Here is a 15,904-nt window from a genome sequence, read left to right on the forward strand (position 1 = left end):
GGTTCATGGCGTCTTATCAGGCACGGCAACGCGATCCGCTTCTGGATCAGAACATGCAGGCGGCGATCGAACGGAGAGGCAAGGAGCTTCTGGGCGTCGGTCTTTGCGTTCTGGGCCTGATGACGGCGCTGATGCTGGTCAGCTATTCGCCCGACGATCCCAGCTGGCTCGCCTCGACCGATGCGCCGGCGCAGAACATCCTTGGCCGCTTCGGGGCGGCCATCGCCTCACCGCTTTTCGTGATCGCGGGCAAGGGGGCGTGGATGATCGCGGTGATCTTCGCCGCCTGGGGCGCCCGTTTCCTTGCCCATCAGGGCGAAGACCGGGCGCTGTCGCGGGTGATCTTCGCGCCGATCGCGGTGGCGCTGGCCTCGGTCTATGCCTCGACGCTGGTTGCGGGGCCGGAATGGGTCCACAGCTTCGGCCTGGGCGGGCTTTTTGGCGATACCGTCCTTGGCGCGCTTCTGGGCGTGCTGCCGTTCAGCGCCGCCATCGGGCTGAAGGCGCTGTCGTTCCTGATCGGCATCGCCACGCTGGGTGTCGCGCTGTTCGTCCTGGGCTTTGACATGCGCGAATTGCGCGCCGTGGGGCGGTTCCTGCTTTACGGCACGATCTTCGCCTATGACGCGCTCTTGCGTCTTATGGGGCAGGGGGCGCGGGCGTCGGTCCGGGGGGCGCAGGTCCTTCAGGAACGCAACCGCGCCCGGCGCGAGGCCTATGACGAGGTGGTGGACGAGGACTGGCACCCGTCCGAGCCGCCGGTCAGCGCCGCGCCGCAGCCTGCGCGACGCGCGCAGGTGATGCGGGCGGAGCCTTACTTTGACGATGCCGCCCCGGTTGTGGCGCCGCAGAAGAAGGGCCTTCTGGCCCGTGTCTCCGGCCTTGCCCGCCGTGGGGCGGAGCCCGAGCCGGAGGCGGAGCTGATCGAACAGGAAATGTCCTGGAACGCCCGCATGGCCGAAGCGCCGAGCGAGGAGCGTATCCGCGCCCGCATCGCCGATGCCGTCCGCACCCGCGGGCAGACCGCGCCCATGGCCGAGGCGCCGCGGGTCGAACCGCCCTTGACCGCCGCCGTCAACCGCGCCCGCGCCGCGATGGCCGCCCCTGCCGCGCCCGCCGCCGCCGCGCCGGTGGATGGCGATGTTGCGCCGCGCTTCCTGCGCGGTTCCCGTCCGGCCCAGCCCGAGGTGATCGAGGCGGAGCCGGTCGAGGATTATGACGATTTCGACGATGTCACCGACATCGACGACAGCGCCGCCCTCACCGCCCAGCCGCTGTTCGAGACCGAAGGCGACGCCACGCCCCAGCGGCCTCTGGTCCAGCATGCGGTGAAGAAATCCGCCCCCTCGCGCCAGGCGATCAGCGAGGCCCAGCCGCGCCTCAGGTTCGATGAAAAGGCGGCGGAGTATGAAATCCCGCCGCTGAACCTCCTTGCCAACCCTGCCTCCATCCAGCGCCGCCCGCTGTCCGATGAGGCGCTTGAGGAAAACGCGCGGATGCTGGAGAGCGTTCTCGACGATTACGGCGTAAAGGGGGAGATTACCTCGGTCCGCCCCGGTCCCGTCGTCACCATGTATGAACTCGAACCCGCGCCGGGCCTCAAGGCCTCTCGCGTGATCGGGCTGGCCGATGACATCGCGCGGTCCATGTCCGCGCTCTCTGCCCGCGTCTCTACCGTTCCGGGCCGCACCGTGATCGGCATCGAACTGCCGAACGCCTACCGCGAGAAGGTGGTCCTGCGCGAGATCCTGTCGGCCCGCGAATATGGTGACAGCAACCTCAAGCTGCCGCTCGCGCTTGGCAAGGACATTGCGGGTGAGCCGGTCGTGGCCAACCTTGCCAAGATGCCCCACCTTCTGATCGCGGGGACCACCGGTTCGGGCAAGTCGGTCGCTATCAACACGATGATCCTGTCGCTCCTCTACAAGCTCACGCCCGAGGAATGCCGCCTGATCATGATCGACCCGAAGATGCTGGAGCTTTCCGTCTATGACGGCATCCCGCACCTTCTTTCCCCCGTCGTCACCGACCCCAAGAAGGCCGTCGTCGCGCTGAAATGGACCGTGGGCGAGATGGAGGAACGCTACCGCAAGATGTCCAAGATGGGCGTCAGGAACATCGAGGGCTATAACGGCCGCGTCAAGGAAGCGCTGGCCAAGGGCGAGCTTTTCAAGCGCACCGTCCAGACCGGCTTTGACGAGGAAACCGGCGAGCCGGTGTTCGAGACGGAGGAGTTCGAGCCGAAATCCCTGCCCTACATCGTCGTCATCGTCGACGAGATGGCCGACCTGATGATGGTCGCGGGGAAAGAGATCGAGGCCTGCATCCAGCGTCTTGCGCAGATGGCGCGTGCGAGCGGAATTCACCTGATCATGGCGACGCAGCGGCCTTCGGTCGATGTCATCACCGGCACGATCAAGGCCAACTTCCCGACCCGGATTTCCTTCCAGGTCACGTCGAAGATCGACTCGCGGACCATCCTGGGCGAGATGGGCGCCGAACAGCTTCTGGGCATGGGCGACATGCTCTACATGGCCGGCGGCTCCCGCATCACCCGCATCCACGGGCCGTTCGTGTCGGATGAGGAGGTCGAGGAGATCGTGACCCACCTCAAGTCCTTCGGCCCCCCCGAATATATGTCCGGCGTCGTGGAAGGCCCCGATGAGGAGAAGGAGGCCGACATCGACATGGTCCTCGGCCTCGGCGGCAATACCGACGGCGAGGACGCGCTTTACGATCAGGCCGTGCAGGTCGTGCTGCGCGACCGGAAGGTCTCGACCTCCTACATCCAGCGCAAGCTTGGCATCGGCTACAACAAGGCCGCCCGGCTGGTGGAGCAGATGGAGGAAGAAGGCCTCGTCTCGGCCGCGAACCATGTGGGGAAACGGGAGATTCTGGTGCCGGAGCAGTAGGGAGAAGTTCGAAAACCATGAGTTTTAAGAGCGAAGTGCGACAAAGCACAATTAACAACCTTTTGGAAAAGGTTCGGGATAGGAAATACGATAAATATCTGTCCCGATTGACTCTCAAGAAGGTTCGTGGATTCTCGGACGAACACATCTCATTTGATTTTCCAGTAACGGCGATTATTGGTCCGAACGGCGGGGGGAAAACTACAGTTCTTGGCGCGGCCGCGATATTACATAGATCAATCGCGCCGCGGCAGTTCTTTTCTAAAAGCGGTAATTACGATGCGGAAATGCAAGATTGGAGCATCGAGTATGAAGTAATTGACCGGAGCGTGTCGGCGAAGGGCTCGATTCAGAGAACTGCAAGTTTCAAAAATAAGAAGTGGAATCGTGACGCGCTCGCAAGAAATGCGCTCCTATTCGGTGTTTCTCGCACGGTTCCGGCTAGCGAAAGAAAAGAGTTAATACCCTGTACATCGCGAAAATTCTCGGTGCCGGAAAGCAGAGTGGAAGCATTCACGGATAACGTCAGAAAGTGCATTTCCAGGATATTGGGAAAGAGTGTGGAAGGATTCAAGCGACTGAAGGTCAATGCCTCAGGTACGGTAAGCATGCTGACGGGTAAGACTGAAAATGGAGTCGGGTACTCGGAATTTCATTTCGGCGCTGGCGAATCGAGCATCATAAAGATGGTTGCGGCAATTGAAGCAGCTGAGGATGCTTCATTGGTTTTGATTGAAGAGATTGAAAATGGGCTTCATCCTGTAGCGACGGTGCGGTTGGTCGAGTATCTGATTGAGGTCGCCGAAAGGAAAAGAATTCAGGTGGTCCTTACTACTCATTCCAATGAAGCACTGAAGCCATTGCCAGATAAAGCCGTCTGGTCGGCTACTAAGGACAAGCTCTTTCAAGGGAAGCTGGACGTCGCCTCTCTCCGTGCTATTACAGGCCAGATCGAGACACAGGGCGTAATATTCGTCGAAGACGAATTTGCGAAAACATGGGTCGAAGCGATTCTGCGCGAATCTTCAAAAGGGCTAGTGGACCATTTCGAAGTACACGCCATGGCTGGAGATGGCACGGCAGTCGCTATGAATAAGTATCACAATGCGAACCCGGCCATCGAAGTTCCGTCGATATGTATAATTGATGGAGACTCAGCTCAAATAGAAGGCGAGCGAGTCTTGCGCCTTCCTGGTGCTGCTCCTGAATCCTTCATTTTCGATAGCTGCGTTGACACGTGGCCCTCAATTGGAGGTAAGCTCTCTGTCGCCCTGTTGCAGAGGTTTGAACGGGAAGCAGAGGTGCTTGCGTTGTGCAAAAACGTTAGGACCACAAACATGGATCACCATCTCCTTTTTGCCCAGTTGGGAGAAAAGTTAGGCTTGGTGCCGGATGCAACTGTTAGACAAGCATTCGTAACTCAGTGGGCGCAGACTAATACGCAGGCAGTCGATGAGATATTGGCTAGGCTTGAGGCGCTCGGTAACGCGTAGCAAGCGTAGGGTGGGTAGTTCCGCGCATTTGCGTGGGTTCATCCACCGTCGCGAACGGCAAACTCCTACCTCCCCAACCGCGCATCCCTCAGCCCCTTCACCTTCTCGCGCAGCGCCGCGTCCCGCTCCTTGGCCTCCCGTGCGTCGCTGACCGCTGCCGCGTGGTCGAGGATTTCTCGGCGGAGGGCCTTGGCCTGATCCTCCAGCGAGGGGGAATACCGAACGGATTCCGGCCCCGTCACCACGCCCGCCAGCCGGGCGAGCATGAAGGTGCGCAGCACCGGCGTTCATCCGGGGCAGATATCCCGCCCCCATGGCGCGAAAGAAGGTCAGCACGTCCTCGTCCAGCCGGATCGCACGACGCGGGTGGCTTTGGTCATGGCGGTCTGTGACCGCACGGGACCACGCCCCGCGCCAGCGGTTTCCCGCCCGTGCGCCGTGTCGTTACGCCAACCCTACGCGGTCGTGACGGATGTGTTATGGCATAACCACGGGGCCTGCCCTAGATATGGGGCATGAGATACACCGCGCTTTTCGCCCCCGCCCTCGCCGCCGTGCTGGCTTTTCCGGCCCATGCCGAACAGCTCTCGCTTGGCGCTATTTCCAACTATTTCAACGGCATAACGACGGCCGAGGCGCCGTTCACGCAGGTGAATGCCGATGGCTCCACCTCCAAGGGTACGCTCTGGATCAGCCGCCCGCACCGGATGCGCTTCGAATATGCGCCGCCGGACCGGACGCTGGTCCTTGCCGCGGCCGGGCAGGTTGCGATTTTCGACGGAAAATCAAACACTTCGGCCGAGCAGTACCCGCTGTCGAAGACGCCCCTCAGCCTGATCCTGACGCCGCGGGTGAACCTGAACCAGGCGAAGATGGTGGTCGCCCAAGGCATGCAGGGCGACCTGACCTATGTCACCGCGCAGGACCCGAAGCATCCCGAATACGGTCAGATCACGCTGTTTTTCTCCAGCGATCCCATAGCGTTACGCCAATGGATCGTGACCGACGGGACGGGTTCCCAGACGCAGGTGACGTTCGAGAAGCTGACGCTGGGCAAGAAATATCCGCTGTCTTTCTTTTCCATTGACGCTTTGCTGCGAAAATCCAACGACCGTTAAAGCTTTCCGCAACTCGCCAACTGGAACTGATACATCTCCGCCCGCTGCCCGACCTCGGCCGCGACCCGCATGAGCCAGGCCTTCGACTGATGGCTGCCCCGCATATAGCCGGTGTGGCCTTCATGATACGCTAGATATTGCGATGTCGCGTCGTATTTCGACAGGCCGAGCTTCTTCTCGGACTGGTCCATGTACCAGCCCATGAAATCGGCGGCGTCGTCCATCTTGTTGCGCCGCGCGCCATAGCTGCGGGTCGCCTTGACGTAGTCATCCCAGGTCCCGTCAAGCGCCTGCGAATAGCCGTAGGCCGAGCTTTGTCGGCCCATCGGAATGATCCCCAGAGCGTATTTGTGCGGGGTCTTGGCGTTGCCGATGAACTTGCTCTCCTGGTAGATCGTTGCCATCTGAACGTGGATCGGAACACCCCAGCGCCGCTCCGCCCGTTTCATGGCATCCTCATAGCGCGGACGTTCCTGAAGAATGGCGCATGCATTCTCCAGGTTGCGCGGCGCCGTGTTGCTGCCGCCGCCACAGGATACCAACAGCAGCAAAATACCCAGCCGCAGAACCTTGCCCATACTGCCTCTCACGTTTGTTTTTCCGGCATTTTACGGAAATTTGCGGCCGGAGGAAATCACAAACCTTTTGGCCGGGCGCGAAGGCCCCCTGCAATCATTGCGAGAGGTCGGCGGGCGCCGGGAAGGGTCGGTTTTGCGGCCACTGTCAGAAGGTGAATCACAGACTGTTTCCGTAGCGCCCATGGACAGGACCATGCCCAAGGGTTTATGAATGAAAACAGGGACTAAGGCTCAGATGCTGAAGACGCAGGCAAAATATCATCTTGGACAGGTGGTGCGCCATCGCAAGCACCCGTTCCGTGGTGTCGTGTTCGATGTGGATGCCATCTTCTCGAACACGGACGAATGGTATGCCGCGATCCCGGAAGACAGCCGTCCGTCCAAGGACCAGCCCTTCTATCACCTTCTGGCCGAGAATGACGAAAGCTACTATGTCGCCTATGTGTCGGAACAGAACCTCATCGCCGACCAGTCGGGGGAGCCTGTGGACCACCCCGATCTGCCCGACCTTTTCGGCGATTTCGAGGACGGCTATTACCCGCTTCACTATCAGCTGAACTGACCTTTCCGCGCCTCAATACCCCAGCGCGCAGCCATCCTTGCGCGGGTCCGAGGCGCCGATCAAGATGCCGCGCCCGTCGTCGATGCGGATCGCCTGCGCGCCGCCCAGCGGGCCGTCCGGCACCTCGATCCGATGGCCCATTTCCGCAAGCGCTGCCGTGACGGCAGGGTCATAGCCGCGCTCGACCCGCAGCACGCCGTCCCCGGCAAAGCAGCGCGGGGCGTCGATGGCGGCCTGCGGCGACAGGCCGTAGTCGAGCAGGTTGGTGATCAGCCGCGTGTGGCCGGTCGGCTGATAGGCGCCGCCCATGACGCCGAAGGGCATCACAAGGCGCCCGTCGCGCGCCAGCATTCCGGGGATGATCGTGTGCATCGGACGCTTGCCCGGTCCGGCCTCGTTCGGGTGGCCGGGTGTCAGGCTGAACCCTGCGCCGCGGTTCTGCATCAGGATCGCGTAGCGGTCCGAGGCGAGGCCGGAGCCAAAGCTCCAATAGGTCGAATAGATCAGCGACACGACCATGCGGTCGCGGTCGACGACGGTGACATAGACGGTATCGCGGTGAACCGCCTCGCTGGCGGCCTGCGCCGAGGGCATGGCGCGGGCCGGGTCGATCAGCGCGGCGAGACGGTTGGCGGTGTCGTCGGACAGCATGTGATCCAGCCGCGTCGTGTGGTCCGGGTCGGCGATGAAGCGGTCGCGGGCGTCGTAGGCAAGCTTGGCCGCCTCGGCCTCAAGATGCGCGCGTTCGGCGCCGAAGGGGGCCAGTCGTGAAAGGTCAAAGCGCGACAGGATCTTCAGCATCAGAAGGGCGGTCGCGCCCTGACCGTTCGGGGCGTGTTCAAGAACCTCATGCCCCGCATAGCCGCCCCGGATCGGGCTGCCATAGTCGGCGCGGGTCGCGGCGAAATCGTCCAGCGTGTGGCATCCCCCCGCGGCGCGGAGGGTGGCCACCATATCCTCGGCCACGGGGCCTTCGTAAAAGCCCGCCCGCCCGTCGCGGGCGATGGCGCGCAGCGCCTCGGCATGGGCGGGGCTGCGGAACAGGTCGCCCACGGCCGGGGCCTTGCCAGCGGTCAGGTAGTGCCGCTGGCCGGGGCCTTGAAGGCGACCGGCGGCTTCGGCCCAGTCGAAGGCGACGCGGGGTGCGACCGGCACGCCCTCCTCGGCATAGCGGATCGCGGGGGCGAGCGTGTCGGCCAGGCCGAGGCGGCCGTGGTCCTGCGACAGTCGGCAGAGCGCGTCGATGGCACCGGGGATGGTCACGGCCGCGATGTCTTCGGTGCCGATGGCGGTCTTCCCGCGGGCGCGCAGCGCGTCGGCGGACAGGCCCGCGGGCGCGCGGCCCGATCCGTTCAGCGCGATCACCTCCTCGGTCCCGGCGGGTTTCAGCAGCACAAAGCAGTCGCCGCCGATCCCGCAGGATTGCGGCTCTGCCAGGCCCAGAAGGACCGCCCCGGCAATCGCGGCATCCACCGCGTTGCCGCCCTGTTGCAGGATGTCGATGCAGGTCTTTGCGGCCAGCGGGTGCGATGTCGCCGCCATGCCGTTCGCTGCAAAGACCTCGGACCGTCCGGGACGCTGGAAATCGCGCATCTTGCCCTCCGCTGTTCACGGTGAGGCTAGGTTGGTCAGGGGGGAAAGGAAAGACCTCGACGCCGCGCAATGGGTGGGGGCTGTTGAACGCGGCGCCGAGGGAAGCCTTTTGCAGCTACAGGCCCTTTATTCCCACCCATTCGGGCCGAGTTGCGGAGCCTTTGCGGCATCTTTGGGGCAGGGGCGCGGCTCAGAACGCCGCGACAACCTCATACATGACGGGTTCGAACCGCGAGCAGAGACCATGGATATGCTTGTTGCGGTCGCGCATTTCCGGGGTGCGCAGCATCGCCTGGAAATCCTTGCGGTCGCGCCATTGGGAGTAGTTGGCGATCCGGGTCTGGGCGTCGTTCATGTGCAGGCCGGCAGAGATGAAGCCGGGCTGGCGGCTGATGAAGTTCTCATAGGCATCGGTCAGCGCATCCATCAATTCCTGCGCCGTGCCGGGCGTCATCTCGAAGGTGGTAAGTACCGTCTGGCCGTCGAAATCCTTGCTGATCTTCGTCATTCGCCCTCTCCTTTCGTTCCGCCCGCGCGATAGCCCGACTATCGCGCTGGCGGGGCGGGGATGTCAAAGCCTTGCTGTGGCGCGGGCTGGTCCGGTTCAGCCCTCCAGCAGGTGCAGGACCTCATCCGTCAGGGCCGCGACCTCGGCCCTCACGGCCCTGGTCCCGGCCTCTTCGGCGCCAAGGCCCTGGCCCAGCGTTTCGGCATAGACGACGCGGTTTGCCAGCCGCGCGGTGGCCAGTTCGGCGGTCATGTCGGCCGCCGCGCGCGCGACATCTTCGGCCAGACGTGTGCCGGACCGGACGCGGTTCAGGACCAGCCAGGCGGATTTGCGTTCCCGCGCGGCAAGGTCAAGGACGCCTTCGGTGGCCCAGAGGTCGACATGGCTGGACGCCACGGGAACAAGGATCAGGTCGGCCTCGCGCAGCGCGGGGCGCAGGTCGGCATCGACCTTGGGCGGCGTGTCGACTATGACGATGTCGGCGCTGCGCTTCAGCTTTTCGCATTCATAGGACACGCCCCAGGCGGAAGAGGTTGAGAACTCCATCCCCGCCTCGCCCAGACGCTCGCGCCGGGCCATGAACCAGCGCCCGAGGGAACCCTGCGGATCGGTGTCCAGAAGCGCGACCGTGAGGCCCCGGCGCAGACAGGACACCGCGAGGTTGACGGCAAGCGTGGTCTTGCCCGACCCGCCCTTCTGCTGAACGACCGCGATCACCTTTCCCGGCATGGCCCGTACCCCCCGCATGGCTTCGCTGCGTTGCAGCATAGCGCAGACGCAGGGGGATTGCACGATGCTTGCGCGCGGGGATCAGGACTCGGGCGGCATCCGGTCTTCCAGCGGCGGGATTTTGTGTGTGGCGTCCACGCCGGGCTTGTGGGGGCGTTCCGGGCCGTTGGCGCAGATCCAGTCGCGCGCCGCCGCACGTTCGGTCAGGTGGAAGAGGTGGACGGGGCAGGGGATCAGCGGCGCGAACATCTTGACGCCGATGCGCACCCAATCATGGTCCGTCACCACCGCGATGCGGGCGAAATCGGCCAGATGCAGCAGGCCAAGCTTTGTGTCGTCCCAGGCCGCACCGGCCGAAACGCCAGCAAAATCAGCGCCAAGTTCGTAGAGAAGCTTGACCTTCCCTTCGGCGCGCAGCCTGTCTTCCACACGCGGGATCAGGTCGCGTTCATAATCCGCGCGGGTGATGTGACCATGCGCGGTGACGGCGATCACGTCGGCCGGCAAACCTTCATCAAAGGCGAAGCCGCCGGGATTTTCCTTGGTCATGGCTCTCTCCTTGGCTGACGGGCGCGGCCGGAAGGGCCATATGCCCAAAACGGGATGTGGCCCTTCCCCTGTGCCGCTGCCATGGCGCGGGTCGATTTGCCGCAGGCGGAGTCAGCCGCCGACCTTCAGCACGATCTTGCCGATATGGCCGGAGCTTTCGATCCGCCGATGCGCCTCGGCGGCCTGATCCAGCGGGAATTCCGAATCGATGATCGGGCGCAGCTTGCCGCCCGCGATCATCGGCCAGACATGGGTTCGCAGCTCTGCCGCGATCCGCGCCTTGGCAAGGTCGCTTTGCGGGCGCAGCGTCGATCCTGTGATGGTCTGGCGCCGGGTCATCAGTGGCGCGAAATTAATCTCGGCCTTCGGGCCTTGCAGGAAGGCGATCTGCACCAGCCGCCCGTCCTCGGCCAGCGCCTTGAGGTTGCGCGCGATATAGTCGCCGCCGACCATGTCGAGGATCACGTCGGCCCCGCCTTCGGCGGTCACGGCGGTGACGAAATCCTCCTCGCGGTAGTTGATCGCGCGTTCGGCGCCAAGGGCGGCGCAGGCGGCGCATTTCTCGGCCGAGCCTGCGGTGGTGAAGACCCGCGCGCCAAGCGCATGGGCGATCTGGATCGCCGTCGTGCCGATCCCGGAGGACCCGCCATGGACAAGGAAGCGTTCCCCTGCCTTCAGCCTGCCGCGCATGACGACATTGGACCAGACGGTAAAGCAGGTTTCGGGCAGGCAGGCGGCCTCTTTCATGCTCATCCCCTCGGGGACGGGCAGGGCATGGGCGGCGGGTGTCACGACATAGTCCGCATAGCCGCCGCCGGGCAGAAGCGCGCAGACGGCGTCGCCCACCTTCCAGCCCGAGGTATCGGGGCCAAGGGCCGCGACCGTGCCCGATGCCTCAAGCCCCGGCAGGGGCGAGGCGGAGGGCGGCGGGGCATAGGCGCCCGCGCGTTGCAGCGCGTCGGGCCGGTTCACGCCCGCCCAGTCCACGCGGATCAGGATCTGGCCCGGCCCCGGTTCGGGGACCGGAACGGTGGCGATCTGCAATACCTCGGGGGCGCCGTGCTTGGTGATCTCGACGGCGCGCATGGTCTTGGGCAGGGTCATGTCGTGGGGTCTTCCTTCATCTGTCCGGGCAGTCCGGCCTGTCCTTCGGGCGCACGGACGTGGCCGATGATGTCGAGCGGCCCGGCGAGCAGCTTCGACAGCACCGGGTTGTCGCGCAGTTGCGCCTTGGTCTTTTCGAATCGCATCACGCCCTCGATCCGGCGATCGAGGAAGTCCCACGTCGCCTGATGCCCTTCGCTTTCATCGCCCAGCCAGTAAAGCACGGTGGCGGAATAGACGGCCGAGAGTGTGGCGCGCTTGGAATACCAGTTGATGTCGCGCGAGGTGTCGCCAAGCGCGGTCCAGATCGCGTCGGCGGTTCCCCAGATCAGCTGCGCCCCGGTCGCCGCGTGTTGCGGCAGCGCGAAAAGCGCCGCGCCGCGCCGGACCAGTTCGCGGTCCGCTCCGTCAAGGCGAAGCCGCACCGCATGGGCGATCCGGTCGCGAAAGCGCAGGTTCGAGAGCGCCGCGTCGGCCAGCGCGGCGACCATTTGCCGGTCGCCCCGGCGGTGGTAATCGGCGGCCAGATCGACCGCGCCGCGCGGCGCATGGGCGCGGGCCAGCGCGGGGTCGATGCCGCAATCCTCCGCCGTGGCGCGAAAGGCCGCCTCGCTCCAGCCGTCGAAAACGGCATGGCCGAGGATCGCGTCGAGAAGCCGTTCGCGGGGGGTGTCCATCGTCCTCTCCATCAACTGCGGCGCCCGTAGACAAAGGCCGGGGCCTTTGCTATAGGGGCGCTTCCTGCAAGGCAATGCAACTCTAACTTAGGAAGGTGGTGACAACCACATGCAGGTCAGCGTTCGCGACAACAATGTCGAACAGGCGCTTCGTGCTCTGAAGAAGAAACTTCAGCGCGAGGGGGTTTTCCGTGAAATGAAGCTCAAGCAGCATTTCGAGAAGCCGTCCGTGAAAAAAGCGCGCGAAAAGGCCGAGGCCATCCGCCGTGCCCGCAAACTGGCGCGCAAGAAGGCCCAGCGCGAAGGCGCGCTTTGAAGCGTGTGTGACGCTGGCGGGGGCCTTGGCCCCCGCGAAGACGCGAACCCCCGCGGCCCGGCCCGGGGGTTTTCGTTTGTCCGGGGTTTCGTTCGCTGGCGCGGGCGACCCGCGCGGGGGCCAGCCCCGTCGTCCACTGGTTCTCTAACCAATGGCGCCCCAAAGGGCGACCCCCGGAGTATTTGGACAACGAAGAAGCGGGCAGGTAAGAGGGGGTGTGATCCAGTGCCCTTGCGAGGTGAATTGATGAACGACCTGTCGCGCCGCGCCGCTCTTGGGCTGTTGCTGGCCGGGCTTGCGGCCTGTGGGCGGCCGCAGCCGCGCCGATCCGCGGGCGGGCCGGAGGAGATCAACCGCCTGATCGCGCACTATGCGCGCGTCTACGATGTGCCGGAGGATCTGGTGCATCGCGTCGTGCAGCGCGAAAGCAGCTATAATCCGGGCGCGCGCAACGGGCCTTATTACGGGTTGATGCAGATCCTGCCGGAAACCGCTCGGACCATGGGCTATCGCGGCGGGGCTGAGGGGCTGCTCGATGCCGACACCAATCTGCGCTACGGCGTGAAGTACCTGCGCGGCGCCTGGATGGTCGCGCGGGGCGACCGGGACCGGGCGGTGATGTGGTATGCCAAGGGCTATTATTATGAGGCCAAGCGCATGGGCCTTTTGCGTGAGACGGGGCTGCGCGCCTGACGATCAGACCGGGATCGCGGTGGTCTGGCGCACGGTCCTGAGCGCGAAGGACGAATGCATCTGCGCCACGCCCGGCAGGCGGGCGAGGTGGCGGCGGTGGATGCGGGCGAAATCCTCCGTATCCTCGGCGATGACCTTGAGGAGATAGTCGGCCGATCCCGCCATCAGGTGACATTCGAGGATGTCGGGTACCGTGGTGACGGCGCGCTCGAACGCCTCAAGCAATTCGTCGGCCTGGCCCGAAAGCGTGATCTCGACAAAGACGGTGGTCGGGCGGCCCAGGCGGCGGGCGTTCAGAAGCGCGACGAAGCCCGAGATATAGCCTTCGGATTCCAGCCGCTGCACACGCCGGTGGCAGGCGGAGGGGGAGAGGTTGACCCTTTCCGCAAGCTCGGCATTGGTGATACGGCCTTCTTTCTGCAATGCAGCAAGAAGGCGGCGGTCTATCGCGTCAATGTCCATGGTCGTGGAATATTCTTCGATGATTATGGCGTATCATCGAATATATCACCAATCCGGGATGCTTTCACCCCCGAAATCTCAAAGTAATTTCATGTCCGATCAGGCAGATTCGGCGCAATGAAATTCAGAGAGGTGCGCGAATGAAACTCGGTTGCCCGAAAGAGATCAAACCGCAGGAATTCCGCGTCGGCATGACGCCGGCTGCGGCGCAAGAGGCCATCGGCCATGGCCATGAGGTTGTCATCGAGACCAACGCCGGCATGGGCGCGGGGTTCACCGATGCGGATTACACCGCTGTCGGGGCCAAGATCCTTGGCACCGCGAAGGAGGTCTTCGAGACCGCCGACATGATCGTGAAGGTGAAGGAGCCGCAGGCGGTCGAACGCAAGATGCTGCGCGAGGGGCAGATCCTGTTCACCTACCTTCACCTGGCGCCGGACCCGGAGCAAACGAAGGACCTGCTGGCCTCTGGTGCGACCTGCATCGCCTATGAGACGGTGACCGACCGCATGGGCGGGCTGCCGCTTCTGGCGCCGATGTCCGAGGTCGCCGGGCGGCTGGCGCCGCAGGTCGGGGCCTGGACGCTTCAGAAAGCCAATGGCGGGCGGGGCGTGCTGCTGGGCGGTGTGCCGGGCGTCGGCCCTGCGAAGGTCGTCGTGATCGGTGGCGGTGTCGTCGGCACCCATGCGGCGAAAATCGCCGCCGGGATGGGCGCGGATGTGACCGTGCTGGACCGTTCGATCCCGCGACTGCGGTATCTTGACGATGTCTTCGGCGGCACGTTCAAGACCTCTTACGCCTCGGCGGGGAACACGATCGAACTGGCGCGTCAGGCCGACATGATCGTCGGCGCGGTGCTGATCCCCGGGGCTGCGGCGCCGAAGCTGATCTCGAAGGCGCAGTTGAAGGACCTCAAGCCCGGCGCGGCGCTGGTTGATGTCGCCATCGACCAGGGCGGCTGCTTCGAGACGTCGAAGGCCACGACCCATCAGGACCCGATCTATGAGGTCGACGGCATCATGCATTACTGCGTGGCGAACATGCCGGGCGCGGTTGCGCGGACCTCGACCATCGCACTGGGCAATGCGACGATGCCCTTCATGATCGCGCTGGCCGACAAGGGCTGGAAGCAGGCCTGTGCCGACGATCCGCATCTTCTGAACGGGTTGAACGTCCATGCCGGTCAGCTGACCTATGCCGCCGTGGGCGAGGCGCTGGGACTGCCCTCGATCAGCGGCGCGGAGGCGCTGAAGCTTTAAGGGCGTCGACCCCTGAAAAAGCGAAAGGCCCGCCGGTTGGCGGGCCTTTTCCTGTCTGATCGGGCGCTTACTTTTTCAGCGCGTCGCGAATCTCGGTCAGAAGCTCAACCTCGGTCGGGCCAGCCGGTGCGGGCGCTTCCTCTTCCTTCTTCGCGGCGGCGTCCTTCACCCGGTTGACCATCTTCACCAGCAAGAAGACGACGAAGGCGATGATCAGGAAGTTGATGACGGCCGTGAAGAAAGAGCCGTAGGCAAAGACCGGCGCCCCCGCTTCTTGCGCGGCGGCGAGCGTGGCGTATTCGCCATCGCCGAGGTTCACGAACAGATTCGAGAAATCGACGCCGCCGGTGATCAGACCGATGATCGGGTTGATGAGGTCGCTGACCAGCGATGTCACGATCGCCGTGAAGGCGGCGCCGATGATGATACCAACGGCCATGTCCATGACATTGCCCTTGGCGATGAAGTCCTTGAACTCTTTGAGCATTCGCGTGTCCCCACACTTTTTTCCACGGTTGGTGGCGCGCGTTTCCTGCGCCGCGTCATTGCAACATATCACCAATTATCATCACGGATGAGACTTTCATCCGCGCGTCATGAGGTTACCTATCCAACGTGTTCTTTGCGCTGCATAGGGGGAAAAATCCATGAAACTCGGCAATTTTCCGATCACGAAAAAATGGCCGCCGCAGGACCCCGGTGTGCTTCAGCTCTATTCCCTGCCGACGCCGAACGGCGTCAAGGTGTCCATCATGCTTGAGGAACTGGGCCTGCCCTATGAGGCGCATCTGGTCGATTTCGGCAAGAATGACCAGATGACGAAGGAATTCCTCTCGCTCAGCCCCAACAACAAGATCCCGGCGATCATCGACCCGGACGGGCCGGGGGGCGAGCCGCTGCCCCTGTTCGAAAGCGGGGCGATCCTGCTTTATCTGGCGGAGAAGACCGGGCGGTTCCTGCCGGACGGTGCCGGGCGGTGGCAGGTGATCCAGTGGCTGATGTTCCAGATGGGGGGCGTCGGGCCGATGTTCGGGCAGGTGGGCTTTTTCCACCATTTCGCCGGGAAGGAGATCGAGGACCCGCGCCCGCGCGAACGCTACTACACCGAGGCGAAGCGGCTTCTGGGCGTGATGGACCGGCAGTTGGAGGGGCGCGACTGGATCGCGGGCGACTATTCCATCGCCGACATCGCGCTTTGCCCCTGGCTGCGCACGCTGCGCGATTTCTACGGCGCGCGCGAAGAGGTCGGGTTCGACGGGTTCACCAATGTTGCCGCCTGGCTTGACCGTTTCCTTGCGCGCCCGGCGGTGCAGCGCGGGCTGAAGATCCCGGCACGAGAGTGAGGGAAGGG

18 protein-coding genes and 1 pseudogene are annotated in these 15,904 nt (G+C 63.9%); 8 read left to right on the forward strand and 11 right to left on the reverse strand.

The window, feature by feature from the left end; translation table 11 throughout:
* The first annotated feature begins 5 nt into the window (after window positions 1-5).
* Entirely contained in the window at window positions 6-2,912 is a 2,907-nt protein-coding gene (locus LX70_RS16260) for a DNA translocase FtsK (protein ID WP_105515855.1), read from the forward strand.
* Between the two features lie 17 nt (window positions 2,913-2,929).
* Entirely contained in the window at window positions 2,930-4,405 is a 1,476-nt protein-coding gene (locus LX70_RS16265; protein ID WP_105515856.1) for an ATP-dependent nuclease, read from the forward strand.
* A 65-nt stretch (window positions 4,406-4,470) separates the two neighbouring features.
* Here the strand turns inward: LX70_RS16265 and LX70_RS20945 are convergent, their stop codons facing one another.
* Together LX70_RS20945 and LX70_RS21150 are read right to left on the reverse strand one after the other, a co-directional pair.
* Window positions 4,471-4,686 (reverse strand): hypothetical protein, encoded by a 216-nt coding sequence (locus LX70_RS20945; protein ID WP_245885111.1) that lies wholly within the window; start codon window positions 4,684-4,686, stop codon window positions 4,471-4,473.
* A 13-nt stretch (window positions 4,687-4,699) separates the two neighbouring features.
* Window positions 4,700-4,759: pseudogene (locus LX70_RS21150) on the reverse strand (BrnA antitoxin family protein); the annotation flags it as partial.
* A gap of 161 nt (window positions 4,760-4,920) precedes the next feature.
* Here LX70_RS21150 and LX70_RS16275 point away from each other — a divergent pair.
* Window positions 4,921-5,523, forward strand: coding sequence for a LolA family protein (locus tag LX70_RS16275; RefSeq protein ID WP_105515858.1), 603 nt, complete (start codon window positions 4,921-4,923; stop codon window positions 5,521-5,523).
* Here LX70_RS16275 and LX70_RS16280 read toward each other — a convergent pair.
* Complete coding sequence (locus tag LX70_RS16280) at window positions 5,520-6,101, reverse strand: transglycosylase SLT domain-containing protein (protein WP_105515859.1); 582 nt, start codon at window positions 6,099-6,101, stop codon at window positions 5,520-5,522. The two genes, LX70_RS16275 and LX70_RS16280, sit on opposite strands and share 4 nt — an antisense overlap.
* A gap of 235 nt (window positions 6,102-6,336) precedes the next feature.
* On the opposite strand from LX70_RS16280, the gene hspQ reads away from it, so the two are divergent.
* The gene (gene hspQ / locus LX70_RS16285; protein ID WP_105515860.1) at window positions 6,337-6,663 is read left to right on the forward strand and encodes a heat shock protein HspQ; all 327 of its coding nucleotides are present in this window, start codon (window positions 6,337-6,339) and stop codon (window positions 6,661-6,663) included.
* A 12-nt stretch (window positions 6,664-6,675) separates the two neighbouring features.
* Here hspQ and LX70_RS16290 read toward each other — a convergent pair whose 3' ends face one another.
* From LX70_RS16290 to LX70_RS16315, 6 genes are all read right to left on the reverse strand, one after another.
* On the reverse strand, window positions 6,676-8,256 hold the full coding sequence (locus LX70_RS16290) for a gamma-glutamyltransferase family protein (protein WP_105515861.1): 1,581 nt from the start codon (window positions 8,254-8,256) through the stop codon (window positions 6,676-6,678).
* A 190-nt stretch (window positions 8,257-8,446) separates the two neighbouring features.
* The gene (locus LX70_RS16295; RefSeq protein ID WP_105515862.1) at window positions 8,447-8,764 is read right to left on the reverse strand and encodes an antibiotic biosynthesis monooxygenase family protein; all 318 of its coding nucleotides are present in this window, start codon (window positions 8,762-8,764) and stop codon (window positions 8,447-8,449) included.
* A gap of 96 nt (window positions 8,765-8,860) precedes the next feature.
* Window positions 8,861-9,493, reverse strand: coding sequence for a ParA family partition ATPase (parA, locus tag LX70_RS16300; protein WP_105515894.1), 633 nt, complete (start codon window positions 9,491-9,493; stop codon window positions 8,861-8,863).
* Between the two features lie 81 nt (window positions 9,494-9,574).
* Window positions 9,575-10,042 carry a SpoIIAA family protein gene (locus LX70_RS16305; RefSeq protein ID WP_105515863.1) on the reverse strand — a complete coding sequence of 156 codons (468 nt, stop codon included), beginning with the start codon at window positions 10,040-10,042 and terminating at the stop codon, window positions 9,575-9,577.
* Window positions 10,043-10,153: 111 nt separating this feature from the next.
* The gene (locus LX70_RS16310; RefSeq protein ID WP_105515864.1) at window positions 10,154-11,146 is read right to left on the reverse strand and encodes an NAD(P)H-quinone oxidoreductase; all 993 of its coding nucleotides are present in this window, start codon (window positions 11,144-11,146) and stop codon (window positions 10,154-10,156) included.
* Window positions 11,143-11,823: a COQ9 family protein gene (locus tag LX70_RS16315; protein ID WP_105515865.1), complete on the reverse strand. Its 681-nt coding sequence runs from the start codon at window positions 11,821-11,823 to the stop codon at window positions 11,143-11,145. Before LX70_RS16315 ends, LX70_RS16310 begins: the two co-directional genes overlap by 4 nt.
* A 109-nt stretch (window positions 11,824-11,932) precedes the next feature.
* On the opposite strand from LX70_RS16315, the gene rpsU reads away from it, so the two are divergent.
* Together rpsU and LX70_RS16325 are read left to right on the forward strand one after the other, a co-directional pair.
* Entirely contained in the window at window positions 11,933-12,139 is a 207-nt protein-coding gene (gene rpsU, locus LX70_RS16320; RefSeq protein WP_010398727.1) for a 30S ribosomal protein S21, read from the forward strand.
* 246 nt (window positions 12,140-12,385) lie between these two features.
* Entirely contained in the window at window positions 12,386-12,832 is a 447-nt protein-coding gene (locus LX70_RS16325) for a lytic transglycosylase domain-containing protein (protein WP_105515866.1), read from the forward strand.
* A gap of 3 nt (window positions 12,833-12,835) precedes the next feature.
* On the opposite strand, the gene LX70_RS16330 is transcribed toward LX70_RS16325, so the two are convergent.
* Window positions 12,836-13,294 carry an Lrp/AsnC family transcriptional regulator gene (locus tag LX70_RS16330; RefSeq protein ID WP_105515867.1) on the reverse strand — a complete coding sequence of 153 codons (459 nt, stop codon included), beginning with the start codon at window positions 13,292-13,294 and terminating at the stop codon, window positions 12,836-12,838.
* Window positions 13,295-13,434: 140 nt separating this feature from the next.
* Here LX70_RS16330 and ald point away from each other — a divergent pair, with 140 nt between their 5' ends.
* On the forward strand, window positions 13,435-14,553 hold the full coding sequence (gene ald, locus LX70_RS16335; protein WP_105515868.1) for an alanine dehydrogenase: 1,119 nt from the start codon (window positions 13,435-13,437) through the stop codon (window positions 14,551-14,553).
* Between the two features lie 67 nt (window positions 14,554-14,620).
* On the opposite strand, the gene mscL is transcribed toward ald, so the two are convergent.
* Complete coding sequence (gene mscL, locus LX70_RS16340; protein ID WP_105515869.1) at window positions 14,621-15,040, reverse strand: large conductance mechanosensitive channel protein MscL; 420 nt, start codon at window positions 15,038-15,040, stop codon at window positions 14,621-14,623.
* Between the two features lie 160 nt (window positions 15,041-15,200).
* Between mscL and LX70_RS16345 the strand changes: the two genes are divergently transcribed.
* Complete coding sequence (locus tag LX70_RS16345; protein ID WP_105515870.1) at window positions 15,201-15,896, forward strand: glutathione S-transferase N-terminal domain-containing protein; 696 nt, start codon at window positions 15,201-15,203, stop codon at window positions 15,894-15,896.
* The last annotated feature ends 8 nt before the right edge of the window (window positions 15,897-15,904 follow it).

It is taken from the genome of Albidovulum denitrificans (assembly GCF_002973535.1).
GTDB classification, from domain to species: Bacteria; Pseudomonadota; Alphaproteobacteria; order Rhodobacterales; family Rhodobacteraceae; genus Albidovulum; species Albidovulum denitrificans.